The 19,291-nt window shown below is 42.5% G+C and carries 18 protein-coding genes and 1 tRNA gene; 7 read left to right on the top strand and 12 right to left on the bottom strand.

The features are described from left to right. Positions 1–60 precede the first annotated feature (60 nt). The 7 genes from CL667_16165 to CL667_16135 all read left to right on the top strand — a co-directional run bounded on the left by CL667_16165 (position 61) and on the right by CL667_16135 (position 6,144). Positions 61–369, top strand: coding sequence for a gas vesicle protein (locus tag CL667_16165; protein ID MAL19234.1), 309 nt, complete (start codon positions 61–63; stop codon positions 367–369). Between the two features lie 135 nt (positions 370–504). Next, positions 505–1,794: an aminotransferase V gene (locus tag CL667_16160; protein ID MAL19233.1), complete on the top strand. Its 1,290-nt coding sequence runs from the start codon at positions 505–507 to the stop codon at positions 1,792–1,794. A 50-nt stretch (positions 1,795–1,844) separates the two neighbouring features. After that, positions 1,845–2,315 (top strand): reactive intermediate/imine deaminase, encoded by a 471-nt coding sequence (locus tag CL667_16155; GenBank protein ID MAL19232.1) that lies wholly within the window; start codon positions 1,845–1,847, stop codon positions 2,313–2,315. Between the two features lie 2 nt (positions 2,316–2,317). Beyond that, positions 2,318–3,454 carry a peptidase M20 gene (locus CL667_16150; protein MAL19231.1) on the top strand — a complete coding sequence of 379 codons (1,137 nt, stop codon included), beginning with the start codon at positions 2,318–2,320 and terminating at the stop codon, positions 3,452–3,454. Between the two features lie 64 nt (positions 3,455–3,518). Further along, positions 3,519–3,866, top strand: a complete 348-nt coding sequence (locus CL667_16145) for a rhodanese-like domain-containing protein (GenBank protein ID MAL19230.1) — start codon at positions 3,519–3,521, stop codon at positions 3,864–3,866. A 178-nt stretch (positions 3,867–4,044) separates the two neighbouring features. Next, positions 4,045–5,562 (top strand): peptidase M28, encoded by a 1,518-nt coding sequence (locus tag CL667_16140; GenBank protein ID MAL19229.1) that lies wholly within the window; start codon positions 4,045–4,047, stop codon positions 5,560–5,562. A 186-nt stretch (positions 5,563–5,748) separates the two neighbouring features. Further along, positions 5,749–6,144: an oxidoreductase gene (locus CL667_16135; protein MAL19228.1), complete on the top strand. Its 396-nt coding sequence runs from the start codon at positions 5,749–5,751 to the stop codon at positions 6,142–6,144. 57 nt (positions 6,145–6,201) lie between these two features. On the opposite strand, the gene CL667_16130 is transcribed toward CL667_16135, so the two are convergent. The 12 genes from CL667_16130 to CL667_16075 all read right to left on the bottom strand — a co-directional run. Further along, positions 6,202–7,068: a hypothetical protein gene (locus tag CL667_16130; GenBank protein MAL19227.1), complete on the bottom strand. Its 867-nt coding sequence runs from the start codon at positions 7,066–7,068 to the stop codon at positions 6,202–6,204. A gap of 41 nt (positions 7,069–7,109) precedes the next feature. After that, the gene (locus CL667_16125; GenBank protein MAL19226.1) at positions 7,110–7,622 is read right to left on the bottom strand and encodes a hypothetical protein; all 513 of its coding nucleotides are present in this window, start codon (positions 7,620–7,622) and stop codon (positions 7,110–7,112) included. Between the two features lie 169 nt (positions 7,623–7,791). Further along, on the bottom strand, positions 7,792–12,108 hold the full coding sequence (rpoC, locus tag CL667_16120) for a DNA-directed RNA polymerase subunit beta' (GenBank protein MAL19225.1): 4,317 nt from the start codon (positions 12,106–12,108) through the stop codon (positions 7,792–7,794). A 30-nt stretch (positions 12,109–12,138) separates the two neighbouring features. Further along, positions 12,139–15,954 carry a DNA-directed RNA polymerase subunit beta gene (gene rpoB / locus CL667_16115; GenBank protein MAL19224.1) on the bottom strand — a complete coding sequence of 1,272 codons (3,816 nt, stop codon included), beginning with the start codon at positions 15,952–15,954 and terminating at the stop codon, positions 12,139–12,141. Positions 15,955–16,099: 145 nt separating this feature from the next. Then, on the bottom strand, positions 16,100–16,477 hold the full coding sequence (locus tag CL667_16110; GenBank protein MAL19223.1) for a 50S ribosomal protein L7/L12: 378 nt from the start codon (positions 16,475–16,477) through the stop codon (positions 16,100–16,102). Between the two features lie 52 nt (positions 16,478–16,529). Continuing rightward, a complete protein-coding gene (gene rplJ / locus CL667_16105; GenBank protein MAL19222.1) occupies positions 16,530–17,051 on the bottom strand; it encodes a 50S ribosomal protein L10 in 522 nt (173 codons plus the stop codon). A gap of 16 nt (positions 17,052–17,067) precedes the next feature. Further along, positions 17,068–17,766: a 50S ribosomal protein L1 gene (locus CL667_16100; protein MAL19221.1), complete on the bottom strand. Its 699-nt coding sequence runs from the start codon at positions 17,764–17,766 to the stop codon at positions 17,068–17,070. Positions 17,767–17,778: 12 nt separating this feature from the next. Next, a complete protein-coding gene (gene rplK / locus CL667_16095; GenBank protein MAL19220.1) occupies positions 17,779–18,210 on the bottom strand; it encodes a 50S ribosomal protein L11 in 432 nt (143 codons plus the stop codon). A 73-nt stretch (positions 18,211–18,283) separates the two neighbouring features. Further along, the gene (locus tag CL667_16090) at positions 18,284–18,841 is read right to left on the bottom strand and encodes a transcription termination/antitermination factor NusG (GenBank protein MAL19219.1); all 558 of its coding nucleotides are present in this window, start codon (positions 18,839–18,841) and stop codon (positions 18,284–18,286) included. A 3-nt stretch (positions 18,842–18,844) separates the two neighbouring features. Further along, positions 18,845–19,027, bottom strand: coding sequence for a preprotein translocase subunit SecE (gene secE / locus CL667_16085; GenBank protein ID MAL19218.1), 183 nt, complete (start codon positions 19,025–19,027; stop codon positions 18,845–18,847). A gap of 18 nt (positions 19,028–19,045) precedes the next feature. Continuing rightward, positions 19,046–19,118 (bottom strand) — tRNA-Trp (locus tag CL667_16080). Between the two features lie 64 nt (positions 19,119–19,182). Beyond that, the coding region (locus tag CL667_16075; protein ID MAL19217.1) for a hypothetical protein at positions 19,183–19,291 on the bottom strand (109 nt) is incomplete at its 5' end.

Genomic DNA, 19,291 nt, shown 5'->3' with positions numbered 1-19,291 from the left:
GCTTGGAATTTGGAACTTGTTTACGCTATACTTGTTTAGAATATAAAAAGGAGAAAAATTATGAGTAGATCATCAGATTATTTATCAGGCATTATTTCAGGAGCTCTCGTTGGAGCTGCCATTGCATTGCTTTATGCACCCGATACTGGAAAGAATACGAGAGACCGTCTTTCTTACAAACTCAGCAATTATTACGATGAGCTGAATGAGCTTATCGATCAGCTGAAGGAAGAAAAAGAGCTCTTGGTTTCTGAAGCCAAAGAAAAGGGCGATAAAGTTGTTTTAGATGCTAAAGAAAAAGCAGAAGGCTTAATCAAAGAAGCCGAGGATTTACTAGAATCTATCGAGACAGCTAAGAAAAAAGCTTAAACAACTTTAGAAAGTTTATGAATTTAAACCCACTGCTGATTAAAGTAGTGGGTTTTTTATTTGTGCGAATTTCTTCTCCTTGCATCTTTCCTATTCATTAGCTAACTCCCAAAAAAGCATTAACGGGTATTAGCTATGGACACACGTAAACAATTCTTAAAAAAAATCGGAAGCGGAGCTGCTGCATTAACTGCAGGCGCCTTTTTTAATCCTCTAAAATCTCAACAGCTTCAGGAAGAATTAAATAGCTATTCGGGAACGGCTCAAGAAATTGCAATAAATGAAGATTTCTGGTCAACGGTCCAACAAGCATTTACGGTAGATCGCAGCTTGATCAACCTAAACAATGGCGGAGTCAGTCCGTCTCCTGAGTTCGTTCAGGCAGCAATGAAAAAGCATCTGGATTTCTCGAATCAGGCCCCCGTTTATAATATGTGGCGTATTCTTGAACCACGAAGAGAAGGTGTTCGCCAGCGACTAGCCAAGAATTTTGGGGTAGATACAGAAGAAATCGCCATCACTAGAAATGCCTCAGAAAGCTTACAGATTTGTCAGTTTGGGTTTGATTTGAAGGCAGGCGATGAGGTTTTAACCACCGATCAGGATTACCCGCGTATGATAAACACCTTTAAACAGCGTGAGCGGCGTGAGGGTATCAAACTCAACCAAATTAGCATTCCCGTTCCTGCTGAAGATGATACAGAAATCGTACGCCGATTTGAAGAAGCCATCACCCCAAATACAAAGCTCATTTTGATGTGCCACATCATTAACCTGACGGGCCAAATCTTACCGGTCAAAAAGGTGGTACAAATGGCTCGTAAAAAGGGAATCCCTGTTATTGTTGATGGTGCCCACGCATACGCTCATTTTGAGTTTAACCACGCTGACCTCGATTGCGATTATTACACAACAAGCCTTCATAAATGGCTTTTTGCCCCTCATGGAACCGGAATGTTATATGTAAGAAAAAACAAGATCAAAGATCTTTGGCCCCTCATGGCAGCAGCAGAATCTCAGGATAATGACGTCCGTAAGTTTGAGGAGATTGGGACTCACCCCGCTGCTAATTTCCTCGCAATTGGTGAAGCTCTTACTTTCCATGAAGGTATTGGGTCTGCCAGAAAAGAAGCTCGGCTAAAATATCTCAATGACTTGTGGATTGATGAACTTGTGGATGGAGATAAGGTAGTTCTTCACACCAGCCGAAATCCCAAATATGCTTGTGGAATTGCTACTGTTCAGATTAAGGGATTGGAGCCTAATGAACTAAACGGTACCCTTTGGAGAGATTATCGTATCATAACCACCCCTATTAACCATGCACAATTTCAGGGTATCCGTGTTACTCCTAACGTGTATACGACGCTGGAAGAAATCGATCGCTTTATTGGTGCAATGAAAGATCAGGTTAAAAAAGTTTAGGCAACTACAGCTATCAGTTCATCATGAAAACCACTCAAACAGAGAAAACTATGTTTTGGAAACCAATCGTTTTAAGCCTGCTTGCCGCAGGCCTTATTACCTCTTGCGTAAAATTCGAATCTGAGACGAACTCATCCCAGCAAAAGAAAATCATAAATACCGAAAGCGCACCTGCTGCTGTCGGAATTTATTCGCAGGCAGTTCAAACCGGAAATACAATCTATTTATCCGGTCAAATTGGGCTCATCCCTGAAACACGCGAGCTTGCCGGCGATGATTTAGAGTCACAATCACATCAAACTCTCAAAAACATACAGTCTGTTCTTCAGGCTGCCGATTTTACTCTCTCTGATGTGGTAAAGGCTCAGGTTTACTTATCTGATTTGAATGACTACAGTGCTTTTAATGATGTATATGTTCAATATTTTTCTGAAAATCCCCCGGCGAGAGCTGTCGTTGAAGTCAGCCGCATTCCCCTTGATGCCAAAGTAGAAATTATGGTTACAGCAGTAAAAAATTAGTTATGTCTGACTTAAAAAGTGTTATTAACCTGAGACGTACTCTTCACCGTTATCCAGAGCTTTCCAATCAGGAGTTTGAAACCTCAAAAAGAATTTCCTCTTTCTTCGAAGAGCATAAGCCTGATGAAGAGATCTCTATTTCAGATACAGGCAAAGCCTTTGTATTTGATAGCAAAAAACCCGGCGAAACCTTAGTATTTCGTTGTGAACTTGATGCCCTACCGATTCAGGAAAAATCAACTAAAGCCTATCGCTCTTCGACTCCCGGTGTGGCACACCTTTGTGGACATGACGGTCATATGGCAGTCATTGCAAGACTCGGGCAACTGATTGCAGAGAACCGCCCCAAATCAGGAAAAGCCGTACTGCTGTTTCAGCCTGCAGAAGAAACCTATCTGGGAGCTAAAGATGTCGTTGAATCCCCGCAATTCCATGCACTTTCTCCTGACTATATTTTTGCCCTTCATAACATTCCCGGTGTAGAAAAGAATACCGTTCTTTTGAAAACAGGAAGTTTTTCTGCCGCCTCTTGTGGAATGACTATAAAGCTTGAAGGACAGACTTCTCATGCAGCGGAACCTCAGAATGGGCTTAATCCTTACGGCACAGCCAATCAAATTGTGCATCAAATTCTGGAGCTTGCAAATAATAATAGAGCTGCCTTTTCTGATCACACCATTGCTACCCTCATATTTATTCGATTAGGGGAAATTTCTTTTGGAATATCTCCGGGTAGCCTCGAAATGGGCATAACCTTACGTGCCTATGAGAACGATGATCTTGATCTGCTATGTGAAAAGTCAGAGTCCATAGTCAAAGAACTTGCCCAAAAGAATGGCCTGGATTTTGAATGGAGCTATTCTGAAATCTATCCCGCCACCGAAAACGATCCAACTTGTGTAGACATGGTAAGTCAGGCATCAAAAACACAAAAATTAACGGTTCAGCAAATGGACAAACCTAATAATTGGTCGGAGGATTTTGCCTATTTCACTGCTACCAATAAAGGTGCCCAATTTGGGTTTGGTTCAGGAAAAGGTCTTCCTCCTTTACATAACCCCAGCTATGATTTCCCTGATGATATTATCGATCCTGCCGCAAACATCTTCTATTCCATTTATTCCGAAAAGCTCCTCTGAATGACAACAGACTATGATTTGTTTATAGAAATGAACTTAGAAGTCGAATCTAATCTTAAAGATTATGACTGCTACAGCAACACTTCAACGAGTAGACGCAGAAACTTTATATCGTAAAATGACCGGTGAACATTCACCGATAATCATAAATGCATTATCGCAAGATGCCTATGTGGCCAAGCATATTCCCGGATCTATAAATATTCAAACTGAAAATGCAGAAAGGGCTAAAGAAGTAATCCCTTATATGGATGCTGAAATCATTGTTTACTGTGCCAATGCTGACTGCGATGCTTCTCCAAACCTGGCTCAAAAGCTCGAAGAAATGGGTTATACAAACGTCAGTGATTTTGAAGAGGGGCTTGCAGGATGGAGAGAAGCCGGATATGATTTAATCGGTTCTGAAGTCTGATTTTTAATTCACTTAATATTGAAGAAAGCCGTCTCGCATGAGGCGGCTTTTTTTTCGTAAAAAGAAATTACGGTTAATCCCTTTTACCCCTTTATAGAATATATTCTTCGATCAATCTTAACTGAAAGAATCGGAGAATGGGTTCATGAAAAGAATCATATTTGTTTTATGTATGGTGATGGTAGCTGTGCCGGGCTTTGTTAATGCCCAAACCACAGACGACATGGTAGATGCTATTGTAAAGGAAGCTACTGAAAACTCTCAGCTGGAATACTTAGCACATCAGCTTACAGATGTTATTGGACCACGTTTAGTGGGAACACCGCAAATGCAAAATGCTCACGAATGGGCGGTAGCCCAATTTAATCAATGGGGTATTTCTGCTGAAAACCAACAATTTGGACAGTGGCAAGGATGGGAGCGCGGCATTACGCATGTAGACCTCATTTCGCCGCGTGTAGTCTCACTGGAAGGGATGCAGCTTGCCTGGAGCCCTTCTACCAAAAAGGGTGGCGTAGAAGGAAAATTAGACATCATTCCGAACGTTGAGAATAAAGCAGCTTTTGAAGAATGGCTTAAGACCATCAAAGGGAAGTTCATTCTGGTTTCGATGATGCAGCCTACCGGGCGACCTGACTACAACTGGCAAGAGTTTGCAACCGAAGAGTCTTTTGAAAAAATGAGACAAGAGCGTGATGCTATGGAAGATGCATGGCGAGAACGCTTCACTAAAATAGGCTATAATTCACGAGAAGTATTAGGGGTTCTTGAAGAAGCAGGAGCTGCGGGAATCATACAGTCACGTTGGTCCAGCGGTTTTGGGGTGAATAAGATTTTTAGTGCAGGAACGGAAAAAGTACCGGTCATTGACCTTGCTCTTGAAGATTATGGTATGCTTTATAGAATGGTAGAATACGGAGATCAACCGGTTATAAAAGTAAATGCCCAATCCACTAAGTTAGGTAAAGTGCCTACTTTTAATACCATTGCAACCATACCGGGATCAGAAAAACCGGACGAATATATTATTCTTTCTGCTCACTATGATTCATGGGATGGCGGAACCGGAGCCACAGATAATGCAACCGGTTCTATAACTATGATGGAAACTGCCCGCATTTTAAAGGAAGTGTATCCTAACCCTAAACGCACCATTATTGTTGGATTATGGGGTAGTGAAGAGCAAGGCCTGAATGGTTCAGCAGCATTTGTAGCAGACAATCCCGAAATCGTTGACAACATGCAGGCTCTATTCAATCAGGATAATGGAACGGGTAGAGTAGTTCGTATCTCAGGACAAGGTTTCTTGCACGCTTATGAGTTTTTAGGAAGATGGCTTGAAGCTGTTCCCCGAGATGTAAGTCAACATATTGAGACAACTTTCCCTGGAACTCCCGGTGGTGGTGGTTCTGATTATGCTTCATTCGTATCAGCAGGGGCTCCAGGATTTTCATTGAGTTCTCTCAGCTGGAGCTACTGGAACTACACCTGGCACACTAATCGTGATACCTACGACAAAATTGTTTTTGATGATGTCCGGAATAACGCAATTCTTACCGCAGTTCTTACCTATATGGCAAGTGAAGATCCTGAAACATTCCCTCGTGATAAAGCAGTACTTCCAATCAGCCGAAGAACAGGCGAACAAATGACCTGGCCTACCCCTCGTACCGCTAACCGGGATGGCGGGAATTAAATCTAAAGTTGAATTTACACAAAGCTAGTATCGAAGCCATCTTGATTTGTCAAGATGGCTTTTTTATTTCTATCTCAGTCTATGAAGGAGTTTCAAATGTAAATTTAGTTTAACATTAAACTTTTTCTTTGAAATTCAGCTCTTTTAAAATAGATTGAGCTACCCTCTTAACTAATTGGAGTACATATGAATAACAAAAATATTGCAGTTTTACTGCTTCGTATTGGAGTAGGTATAATCTTTATTGTAGCCGGTTGGGGGAAGCTAACCGGAATTGAAGGAGTTCAGGGATTTTTCGGAAATATCGGAATTCCCATGGCAGGTTTTATGGCTTGGGTTGTTGCCCTTGTTGAGTTTGTTGGCGGAATTATGATCCTTATAGGTTATAAAGTTCAGGTGCCCGGTATTCTTCTGTCTATAACCATGCTTGTTGCTATTTTCACCGTAAAAATGGGTGGAGACGGCGGCTTCAGAGGTATGCGCCTTGAAATCATTTTAATGCTTACCAGTTTAGCCTTAGCTATGATGAGCACTGGTAGTTATTCCCTTGATTCGATGTTGAATAAACCTTCTGAAGAATAAACCCAATCTTGACCACCTTGATTAAACTCAGGGTGGTCTTTTTTCTATTAAGCCTGATTATTCTGTTACAAAAACGAGTGCAATTTTATCCCGATTCGGACTTAAGGCCAGGCGGGTAATTTGCCCTGACTCATCATCGAAAATCTTATAAGGCCCGGTATATCCGGCAACCTCATTCCAAACCATCAGGTTATTTCCTTCTCCAATCAAAAAGGTCTCTCCGTCAATCCAGAACATATCCTCTGAAATTTCTGGTGTTGAAACTAAGGTTTTGAACATCTGTTCCCCAGGAGAATAGGTTTTAACCACCCAGTTGGTGGAATCACTTTTATCTACAAAACTGACTTCGTTTTTGCCCGGCACCTTATGAATGGACCGGCCGGGGTTTTCAGCTATTACTTCTCGCTGAATTTTATCTCCGAGCTTAAATTCTACAAAAGTAAAAGGCTCAGACAGTACAAACGTATAAAGAGTGCTTTCATCGTACCAAGTATGGTATCCAATAATCTCATTTGGAACCAATACGGAGGCTTCTCCTTCTGCAAGTGGAATTTTCCAGAGCAGTTGCTCCGGCTCACTTCGAATAACCGAAAAGTAGTTCTGATCCGGCATAACAGTTGGGGAATATTCTCCACCAGGTAAATCAGTAATCCAGGTATTTGTATCTGAATCAAAATTGTATTGCCTGATGTCTAAACTGCTTTCATCAGGTCGAATACTTGCATAAAGAAACCCCGAACCATCCGGCAGAAACGAAGGCTGATTATCGTAAAAGGGACTCTGGGATACGTTCTTCAGATTCTGAATAGTGATGCCTCCATCCGAATATTCGAAATCACCTACATATACTTCGGGATTTGGTTGAGCAATGATCTGTGTTGAAAAGAGTAAAAATAAAGGGATTGATAGTATCTTCATCACCATTTTTTGTATTTCTATTAGCCCTGGTTTCTATTCTAAGTAAGTTACCAAGAAAACCTATCTGTTGTTTTCCCAGTTATTTCCTTCCTATAAACATTCCAAAATGTTTGTAGAGATTTACCAAAAATATGAGCTTCATTATTTAAAATAGACTGAATGAAAGGATGTGTCATTTTACACTTCATATATTCTTCCCAGTCTTCAACTTCTATCATTGCTGGTGAATTAATAAAGAAAAATTTAGCTTTATTATGGTTTGAAGTACAAAGTATCTCATCATATAAGTTTAATTGAGAATAGATATGTGATTTAGCTTTATAAAATAGGTCTTCTTCTAAGCGTTTTTGATCCCGAAAGTATTCCTCTTTTTCAAGGGCGGTAGCTGAAATATATTTAATTACTTCTGGATGTTCGATTAATAACTGATCTGATGTAAGAAGCCGGTTTACTAAACTTCTGTTATCTTCAATTGCCATTCTTTTCCTTTCACCGTACCTGGTCACTAAAGCCCAAAAACCAGCAAGACAAGCAGCCAAAACTGTCCAATATAATTCCATATCACCCCACGAATTTTGAGTTTGTTTTTGCGAAAAAGCACAATTATTTGATAAGAAACAACAATGCATCCGTAATTAATAGATAAAAAAAAGCCCTACTCAACTTAATGAACAGGGCTTTAATTTTATTTATGCTACTTCGGCTAACGAAGTCTCAGTGAAATGAAGATTAATCTTCGGCTTCAGCGGTTTCGCTTTCACCATTTTCACTACCGCCAAGTTCTTCAAATACCTTAGCGATTTCTTCGTCTCCTTCTTCCATGTCTTTCTTAGACCCAACGACAATGTCGTTGTAGTCTCGAAGACCGGTTCCTGCTGGTACTTTATGCCCAACCACCACATTCTCTTTGAGTCCGCGGAGGAAGTCTTTCTTAGCTTCAATAGAAGCCTGAGTAAGTACCTTCGTTGTTTCCTGGAAGGAAGCAGCTGACAACCAGCTATCAGTTGAAAGAGCAGCTCTCGTGATACCCAACAGAATTGGCTTAGAAATAGCCGGTTCTGCTTCACGGGTTTCGAGTTCTTCTACGCCTTCTTTAATTAGCTCATTGTTTACATCTCTTACTTCACGACGATCGAGGATAGCACCTTTCTTAAGTTCGCTGCCACCCGGATTGGTTACTACAAATTTACCAATCAACTCATCGTTACGTTTGTTCACTTCAAAGCGATCAACTTTGTCCCCTTCAAGGAACATTGTATCGCCGGGATCTGTGATCTCGGTCTTCTGCATCATGGTGCGTACAATAACTTCAATATGCTTGTCATTGATTTTCACACCCTGTAGTCGGTAAACCTCCTGAATTTCATTCACGAGATACGACTGTACAGCATAAGGTCCGAGGATGTTTAGGATATCCTGAGCCGGAATAGTTCCGTCTGAAAGTGCCTGTCCAGCTTTCACAAAGTCATTGGATTGAACCAAGATATGCTTGCTGAGCGAGATCAGGTATTTCTTCTCATCGGTTCCGTCTTTGGATTTCACAAATACCTCTTGTGAACCACGCTTACGTCCACCCATTTCAACAATACCGTCAATTTCAGAAACAACGGCAGGTTCACTTGGAGAACGTGCTTCAAATAGTTCAGTTACACGTGGAAGACCAGCGGTGATATCCTTCGATTTGGATGTAGCGCGTGGAATCTTAGCGATAACCTGACCGGCTTCAACTTTCTCACCGTCATCAATAACGATGTGTGTATCAACTGGCAGAGTACTTTCGCGGATTCGGTCTTTGGTTCCTTTGATCACAAGGGTTGGTACCAGCGAGCGATCTTTGGAATCCGTGATAACTTTTTCGCGGTGACCAGTTTGAGCATCAGTATCATCAGAAGATGTTACTCCATCAATGATATCTTTGTACTCAACGGTACCGTCAATTTCAGAGAAGATAAGTGCGTTATATGGATCCCACTTACAGAGCACAGCTCCTTTAGGCACCATATCGCCTTCCTCAACCAACATCTCTGAACCGTAAGGCACATTGTAGTTGATGAGTACTTTACCTTCGTCGTTCACGATCTTGATTTCACCAGCACGGGAAAGAACAACGCTATGCTCTTCTTCACCGTCGTTGTAAACCACAACGCGAACGTTTTCAAATTCTACTTTACCTTCAAATTTCGTCTTATGCTGAGATTCAGCCTCAAGTCGAGAAGCTGTACCACCAACGTGGAAAGTTCGAAGGGTCAGCTGCGTACCTGGCTCACCAATAGACTGAGCAGCGATAACACCTACGGCTTCTCCCTTCTCAACTACGGTTCCACGAGCGAGGTCACGGCCATAACATTTGGCACATACACCACGTCCGGTTTCACAGGTAAGTACTGAACGAATTTCTACTTCTTCAATGGAGGTCTCAGCGATTTTCTGAGCTACTACTTCGTCAATCATTTGATTGGCTTCGCAGATCAGATCATCAGAAATAGGATCATAAATTTCGTGGAGTGAAACACGCCCGATAATTCTGTCCTCAAGACTTTCAATGATATCTTCATTGTCTTTCAATGCCGACATCTTAATACCACGGAGTGTACCACAGTCATTCTCGTTAATGATCACATCTTGTGACACATCAACTAGACGACGAGTCAGGTAACCCGCATCGGCAGTTTTAAGAGCCGTATCGGCAAGACCTTTACGAGCACCGTGAGTAGAGATAAAGTATTCAAGTACCGTTAGTCCCTCTTTGAAAGAAGAAAGAATCGGGTTCTCAATTACCTCATTCCCTTGCTGCATGGAACTCTTCTGAGGCTTCGCCATCAGACCACGCATACCACCTAACTGACGAATCTGCTCTTTAGAACCTCGAGCTCCGGAATCCGCCATCATATATACCGGGTTGAAACCATCTCTGTCGTTCTGCAGGGCAGTAAACAGGGTTTCGGAAACACGGTTTGTGGTACTGGTCCACTTATCAATAACCTGGTTGTAACGTTCGTTGTCGGTAATGAAACCCATCTCGTAACGTCCCTGAATATCATTCACTTCTGCCTTCGCTTTAGTAATCAACTCAGCTTTCGCATCCGGAATAATGATATCATCAAGGCTGAAAGACAGACCACCAATGGTGGCTTCTTCATAACCAACTTTCTTCATGTCATCAAGGAATTTAGCCGTCTTAGCCGTTCCTACAATTGCATGAATATCACCAATCAAGTTTCTCAGTTCTTTTTTACCAAGAGTTTTGTTGATGAATGGGATTTCCTTAGGTGTAATCTGGTTGAAGAGAACACGTCCCGTAGAAGTTTTAATTACTTCGTTAGATACTTCTCCGTCTTCATTGATTACAGGAATCCGAACGTTGACTTTGGCGTGTGTATCCAACTTACCTTGGTCGAAAGCAACCAATACTTCTGCTGGAGAAGAGAAGGTTTTGCCTTCACCTTTACGGCCATCATCCGGCTTGGTAAGATAATACAGACCCAAAATCATATCCTGAGAAGGAACCGCAATTGGTCCACCATTCGCAGGAGATAAAATATTGTGAGAACCTAACATCAGCACAGAAGCCTCAAGTACGGCATCATGGCTCAATGGAAGGTGAACAGCCATCTGGTCACCGTCAAAGTCAGCGTTAAACGCTGTACATGCGAGCGGGTGTAATCGGATAGCTTTTTCTTCAATAAGTACCGGCTGGAATGCCTGAATACCTAAACGGTGCAAGGTTGGTGCACGGTTAAGCATTACGGGGTGTCCATCAATTACATTTTCAAGGACTTCCCAAACAACGGCATCGCGTCGGTCTACTACTTTCTTAGCGCTCTTAACCGTTTTCACATATCCACGCTCAATGAGTCGACGGATAATGAATGGCTTGTAGAGCTCAACCGCCATTTCTTTCGGCAGACCGCATTCGTGCATTTTCAGCTCGGGTCCTACCACAATCACAGAACGGCCGGAATAGTCAACACGCTTACCAAGAAGGTTTTGACGGAAACGGCCACTCTTACCTTTCAGCATATCTGAAAGTGACTTAAGAGGTCGGTTGTTGTTTCTTACTGCGTTTGATTTTCTTGAGTTATCGTAAAGTGAATCAACCGCTTCCTGAAGCATACGTTTCTCATTTCTGAGAATTACATCAGGAGCTTTAATATCAATCAGTCTCTTAAGACGATTGTTACGGATGATGACACGACGATATAGATCATTCAAGTCAGACGTTGCAAAACGACCACCTTCAAGAGGCACCAACGGACGTAATTCTGGTGGAATTACCGGGATTACACTCTGAACCATCCACTCGGGACGGTTTTCAGTATGCTGGTTCGCTGCACGGAAAGACTCAATTACCTGGAGACGCTTCAGCTTTTTCTTCTTACGCATCTGTGAAGTCTCATGCTTCACTTCATAACGTAACTGATAAGCCAATTCATCAAGATCCTGATCAGCAAGAAGTGCTTCTAAAGCATCTGCTCCTTCCTTAACGATAAATTTGTCGTCATCGTCATTATCAAGTTCTTGGTTGTCTTCAGGGAGTTGTTCTAAAATATCCCATTTTTCTTCTTCCGAGATCATATCACCCTGAGCATAACCGAGGTCACGCGCCACACCCGGATTGATAATTACGAATGTCTCGTAATAAACAATCTTATCAAGGTTCTTAGATGATGTACCTATTAAATAGGCAATCTTGTTAGGAAGAGATTTGAAATACCAGATGTGTACTACAGGAACGGTAAGGGTGATATGCCCCATTCGCTCACGACGTACAGCTTTCCGGGTAACTTCTACACCGCAACGGTCGCAGATAATTCCCTTATAGCGGATACGCTTGTATTTACCACAATGGCATTCGTAATCTTTCACCGGCCCGAAGATCTTTTCACAGAAAAGACCGTCCATTTCCGGTTTGAATGTTCTATAGTTTATTGTCTCAGGAGTCAAGACTTCTCCGTGAGAGCGAGATAAAATCGTCTCTGCGGAAGCAAGGGATACCCCAATGCTGTCGAAGTCTTTCGTGACTGTTAATGTCTTAGTTACTGGCAAGGATGTTCCTCCAAATTATTAACAGTGAAATTATTCAATGTGCATTTCAAGGCCGAGACCCATAAGCTCTCGTAACAATACCTTGAATGATTCGGGCACGTCGCCATCGGGCAGGTTCTCACCTTTCACGATCGCTTCATATACTTTAGAGCGCCCTTTTACGTCATCACTTTTTACAGTGAGCATTTCTTTCAAGATGCTGGATGCACCATATGCGTACAGTGCCCAAACCTCCATCTCACCAAGTCGCTGGCCACCAAACTGAGCTTTACCGCCCAATGGTTGCTGCGTAATAAGTGAATATGGCCCGATAGAACGAGAGTGCATCTTGTCCTGAATCAGGTGATTTAGTTTCAACATGTAGATATAACCTACAGTTGTTTTCTGTGCGAATGGCTCACCTGTACGTCCGTCATAAAGATTTACGCGACCGTCTTCAGGTAATCCTGCTTCTTTTAGTTTCTCTCTAACTTCATCCATAGATGCACCGTCGAAGATAGGCGACGCAAAGGTCACACCCATTTTCTTGGCAGCCCATCCAAGAATGGTTTCATAAATCTGACCAAGGTTCATACGAGAAGGTACACCCAGTGGGTTTAGACAGATGTCAACCGGGGTGCCGTCTTCCATAAATGGCATGTCTTCGGCAGGCACGATTTTAGCAACCACACCTTTGTTTCCGTGACGACCGGCCATCTTATCACCTACGTGAAGCTTACGTTTCTTAGCAACATAAACTTTCGCTTTCTGAATGATACCTGGCGGGAGTTCATCTCCTACCTGGATGGCAAATTTACGACGCTTAGCTTCGGTGTCAATTTCACGACGAAGCTCGCGGTAGTTAGCAAACAACTCTTTAACCATCTTCACAAGCTCACCATCAGTGGCCCAGTCGATGTTTTCGTTGATGTTTACCGGATCTAATTCTTCAAATACAGATTTCTTGTATTTCTCGCCTTTCGGGATCAGCTCTACATTACTGTAGTCCAATACACCTGGAGATGTTTTATCGCGAAGCAGTGAGTACATCTTGTCGGCCCAAAGCTGGTTCAATTCAGCCAGCTTCTGCTTATGACGTTCTTCTTCCTGCTCAACACGTTTTTTCTCTTCTTTACGAGATACTAACTCATCACGCTTACGACTGAAAAGCTTAGTGTCGATAACAGTCCCTTCAACACCCGGAGGTACTTTAAGGGATGCATCTTTCACATCACCAGCTTTATCACCAAAAATGGCGCGGAGTAATTTTTCTTCCGGGGTAGGATCTGTTTCTCCTTTTGGAGTAATTTTACCTACTAATATATCGCCATGCTCAATCTTAGCACCTACGCGAATAATTCCACGCTCGTCAAGGTTGCGGGTTGCATCCTCACTTACGTTAGGAATTTCACGAGTCAGTTCTTCTTCACCACGCTTAGTGTCACGAACTTGTTGTTCGAATTCAGTAACGTGAATGGAAGTATAAATGTCATCTTGAACGATGCGCTCACTCACTACAATAGCATCCTCAAAGTTGTACCCTCTCCAAGGCATGAAAGCCACGAGCAGGTTACGGCCAAGAGCAAGCTCACCTTTATCGGTTGAACAACCGTCGGCAAGAGCCTGACCTTCTTTAACTTTGTCGCCAATCTTAACAACCGGACGCTGGTTTATGGTAGTATCCTGGTTGGTACGAATGAATTTATCGAGCTTGTACGTTTTCACCCCACCATCAAAGTAGCAATGCTGCTCGTCTTCGGTACGGTTGTATTTAACTCTGATTTCAGTCGCACTTACATATACTACTTCACCAGCAGAATCTGCTGTAATGATAGCACGTGAGTCACGGGCAGCACGTTGCTCAAGTCCGGTTCCCACAACAGGAGCCTCCGGACGGAGAAGAGGAACTGCCTGACGCTGCATGTTCGAACCCATCAGGGCACGGTTAGCATCATCATGTTCAATAAATGGAATCATCGCTGCCGCCAGAGAAGTAATCTGGTTAGTAGCAACATCCATATATTCAATTTCTTCAGGCTTCACACGCAGGTAGTTACCCTCACGTGTACGAGAGAAAATAGCTTCACTCTCAAAAACCCCTTTATCATCAATTTCTGCATTAGCCTGAGCAATTACTGTCTCATCTTCCTGCTCAGCCGCGAGATATTCTACATCTTTGGAAACTTTTCCTTCCTTCACTTTTCGGTAAGGAGTTTCAATAAATCCAAAGTCATTTACTTTCGCATGCACACATAAAGAGGAGATCAAACCAATGTTTGGACCCTCAGGTGTTTCAATTGGACAAAGACGACCATAGTGAGTATAGTGAACGTCACGAACCTCAAAACCGGCTCGTTCACGTGTCAAACCACCAGGTCCTAGGGCCGACATACGTCGCTTGTGAGTCAATTCAGCTAATGGATTCGTTTGATCCATGAACTGAGAAAGCTGGTTAGTACCAAAGAAAGTGTTAATTACACTAGAAATGGTACGTGCATTCACAAGATCCTGTGGAGTTAGCTGCTCAGCATCACGAGAGTTCATACGCTCGCGGATTGTTCGCGCCATTCGGGCAAGCCCAATAGCAAACTGTTGACCTAACTGCTCACCTACCGTACGTACACGACGGTTGCTCAAGTGATCAATATCATCAACCTGAGACTTCATGTTCTTAAGGCGGATAACCTCTTTTACAATCGCTACAATATCTTCTTTAGTCAGATACTGAAGGGTGTTATCCTGATCTAATTTAAGTCGTTTGTTAAGTCGGTATCTTCCAACTTCACCTAAGTCGTATTTCTTGTCACTGAAGAACAGTCGCTCAAGAATTGAACGTGCAGTTTCAGGATCTGGCATTTCACCTGATCTAATCTGCTGGTAAATTTCTCCAAGTGCAGTTGACTCATCATAAGTAGGATCCTTACGAAGCGTATTCATAATTACAGAACGCTCAGACTCTTCAGCTGAAATTTTCTGTACCAGAACTTTCTCTACTTCTGCTTCCTGAAGGGATCCAAAGTCATCTTCTGTAAGTTCATGATCACGTTCAAAGATTATCTGACGATTCAGTGCCTCGGTAACTTCACCGGTCTCATCATCAACCACTTCTTCCATGCTTTCAACAACAATATTCTCAGCAAGGCGTCGCCCAACTAATTTCTTGTTGTAATCAGCCTTCTTGCCAAACTTGATTTCTTCAGACATCTCAAACAAGCTAAGGAGCTCGATATCTGATGAATAACCAAGTGCACGTAATAGTGTAGTGGCTGGAACTTTTTTCTTACGATCGATATACGCCCAAAGTACGTCACGAATATCCGTTGTAAACTCAATCCATGAGCCTTTAAAAGGAATCACTCGTGCAGAATACAATTGTGTTCCATTCGGGTGGACATTTTGTCCAAAGAAAACTCCGGGGGAACGGTGCAACTGACTTACAATTACACGCTCTGCGCCATTGATTATAAATGTTCCGCGATTTGACATCCAGGGCAGGTCGCCTAAAAATACTTCCTGCTCAATAGTTTCGCTGGCTTCGTCACTATCATCAACAGACGATAGTCGCAATTTTGCTTTAAGCGGAACGGAATAAGTTAAACCACGATCCTGACATTCAGCAATCGTATAACGAGGCACATCAACATTGAAATATAGAAATTCAAGTATGTGAGTCTCACGACTGTCCTGAATCGGAAAGTTTTCATTAAATATTCGTTGTAGCCCTTGACTTTCACGCTCATTGGGAGCAATGTCAAGTTGTACAAATTTTTCGAATGACTCTAATTGGATGTCCAGAAAATCCGGATAATCCAGTACATGTTTGGTTTTACCAAACGATAAGCGTTCCGTGTTCGGAATAGTTTGCATCTTCTTGCTCAAAAGGAACCTCTCCTCTTAGATTGAAGGTAAATGATACGGCTAAACCCCAAGGCTATCGGGGTCGATTTATATAGACGCCAATAGCCAATACCGTTTTCACGGCATTGGCTACCAACGAATTTGTAAGTATGAGTTACTTGAGCTCTACTTCAGCACCAGCTTCTTCAAGCTTGGATTTAATGTCTTCAGCTTCATCTTTCGATACTGCTTCTTTAACATTATTAGGAGCTCCATCAACTAATTCTTTGGCTTCTTTAAGCCCAAGACCAGTGATACCGCGTACTTCTTTGATCACGGCGATTTTCTTAGCACCAGCACTCTTCAGAACTACGTCAAACTCAGTTTGCTCTTCTCCACCACCGGCTTCTCCACCGCCAGCAGGTCCAGCTACTGCAACAGCAGCTTGAGCAGGTTTGATATCGTATTCTTCTTCAAGAACTTTTGCAAGTTCATTTGCTTCTTTAATTGTCAGGTTGACAAGCTGTTCAGCTAAATCTTTAACGTCAGCCATTATTTTTCTCCAGTTGTTTTGATATAAAAAATTCTAGTTGTGTATAAAGGGGTTACTCTTCGCCTTTTTCAGCGATGGTTTTAACAGCACCAACAAGGTTAGATCCTTGTGATTCAAGCGCACCAACTACATTAGATAGTGGGGCCATCAACAGACCAAGGATATCACCAATAATCTCGTTCTTCGACTTCATAGCGGCAAGAACGTCCAGCTTATCTTCCCCGTAGAAATCTCCGTCTACGATAGCTGCTTTAAATTGTGGCTTGTTATTATCCTTGATAAAATCTTTAAGTACCTTGGCAGGTGCAGATAATTCTTCTTCAACGAATGCAAACGCATTTTGCTCAACAAGTGCCGGGATGATTTCATCATATCCACCAGCCTTTTCCATTGCGAGCTTCATCAGTTTGTTCTTATATACTTTGAAGCGAATATCTCCCTTACGAAATGCACCTCGCAGCTCATTAACTTCAGGTACCGACATTCCAGAATAGTTCGTGATATATAAAGCACTTGAACTATTTAGTTTATCGGCAATCTCGTCTAAAACTGCTTGCTTTTCTGCAGTAGGCATAATTTAATTCCTCCTATTATAGGGATGTAACTGCGGTTCTGCTTATCGGGATGCTTGGTCCCATTGTGCTGCTTATGAAAACACTTTTCACATACAGCCCTTTCGCGGAAGCCGGTCTCAGATTCATAACGGTTCGGAAGAATGACTCAGCATTCTCCTTCAAGTCGCTAGCTCCAAAACTAACTTTTCCAATCGATGTATGAAGGATTCCGGCTTTATCAACTCGGAAATCAATCTGTCCGGCCTTAACTGTTTTAACAGCATCAGCCACATCCATTGTTACGGTTCCACTCTTAGGGTTAGGCATCAGTCCGCGGGGCCCTAAAAAGCGCCCAAGCTTACCGAGTTTACCCATTACGTCAGGGGTTGCGATAATCACGTCGATATCGGACCACCCCTCTTCAATTTTCGTGATGTAGTCATCAAGACCAACATGGTCAGCACCAGCTTCTCTAGCTTCATCTTGCTTAGCTTCGTTTACCAAAGCCAGCACGCGAACTTCTTTCCCTGTTCCATGAGGCAAGCTCACAGTACCACGGACCATCTGGTCAGCGTGGCGGGGATCAACTCCTAATCGGACGTCAACGTCCACAGAAGCATCAAAGTTTACGTTAGATGTTTTTTTAACCAGATCGCACGCTTCTTCCAAAGTATACTCTACCTCGGGATTCACGAGTGCCACAGCCTGTTGGTATTTTTTTCCTCTATTTGCCATGATCACAATTCCTTACTTTTCGCGATTTACTCTAAGACCCATACTGCGAGCCGTTCCTGCAACCATTTCCGCACCAGCTTCGATGTCAAACGCATTTAAGTCTTCCATCTTTTCTTCTGCGATTTCTTTGCATTGGCTCCAGGTTACTGTACCTACTTTATTTCGGTTAGGTTCACCTGATCCGGACTTGATTTTCGCTGCTTTCTTGAGAAGTACAGGTGCTGGTGGAGTCTTAGTTTTGAATGTAAAAGACTTATCAGCATAAACCGTAATCTCAACAGGAACAACAGTTCCGGCCTTGTCCTGAGTCTTAGCATTAAAGGCTTTACAAAACTCCATAATATTGATTCCTGCCTGACCGAGTGCCGGTCCTACAGGTGGCGCAGGGTTTGCCTGCCCCCCAACAATCTGGAGCTTCAGGATTTTATCAACTTTTTTAGCCATGGATTCTCAGGATCCTATAATTAATAACTTCAGTTTATTTTGCGTAATAGCTAGTGTGCATCAACTAGGTTCTTTAGCTGGCGGATTCAACTTGGCTAACATCCACTTCTACCGGAGTCTTACGGCCAAAAATACTTACCATAACTCGCAGTTTTAGTTTTTCAGGATTCACTTCCTGAACAGTACCATCAAAATCTTTAAATGGTCCGGATATCACTTTAACCAGGTCTCCCTCGCTGTACGGAATTTCAATATTCCGTGATTCTTCACCACTATCTTGCACTCTACCAATGATGCGCTTGACCTCGTGCTCTTTAAGTGGTGATGGCACCGTTACATTTTTACCTACCTTCAAAAAACCAAGGCAGGAAGGTGCACTTTGTACTAAATTGTTTACTTCTTCATCATAATGAGTATTTAAAAGGATATAACCCGGAAAGAAATTCTTCTCTCTGGTACGCTTCTTTCCTGCACGAATTTCAACCACAGTTTCAGTAGGAATCAAGATTTCACTAATCTTGTCTTCCAAACCCTGATCTTCTATTTCGCGCTCAAGAAACTCTTTAACCTTTTTTTCATGACTGGAAAAACATCGAACTACGTACCAATCATGCGTTTGTTCTTTACTCATTATTTAATTGTAAATAGCTTCTAATATGGTGCTATACATTTGATCGACACCAAAGATGAATAACGATACTATTATTGTAAAAACTACAACGATAATCGTGTTATCGATTAGTTCTTGCTGAGTAGGCCAAGAAACTTTCTTGAACTCCTTAACCACTCCATCAAAAAAATTATTAATCTTGCTCATATTATCTATTTGAATATGCACGGGTGGAGAGGCTCGAACTCCCGACACCTGGTTTTGGAGACCAGTGCTCTGCCAACTGAGCTACACCCGTGTAAAGCGCACAAGAGCAGGCGGAATCCGTCTGCTCTTTGCACTGGCCTTATTTAGGTAATAACCTAATCCAATATTTTAGTTACCACTCCGGCACCGACGGTACGGCCACCTTCGCGTATCGCAAAGCGTAATCCCTCTTCCATAGCCACTGGCTGGATAAGTTCTACACTT

Origin of the sequence: Balneola sp. (genome assembly GCA_002694685.1) — a bacterium.
Taxonomy (GTDB): Bacteria; Bacteroidota; Rhodothermia; order Balneolales; family Balneolaceae; genus Gracilimonas.
Note: the sequence above shows the minus strand (reverse complement) of the source record. Positions and strands in the feature narration are given on the sequence as shown.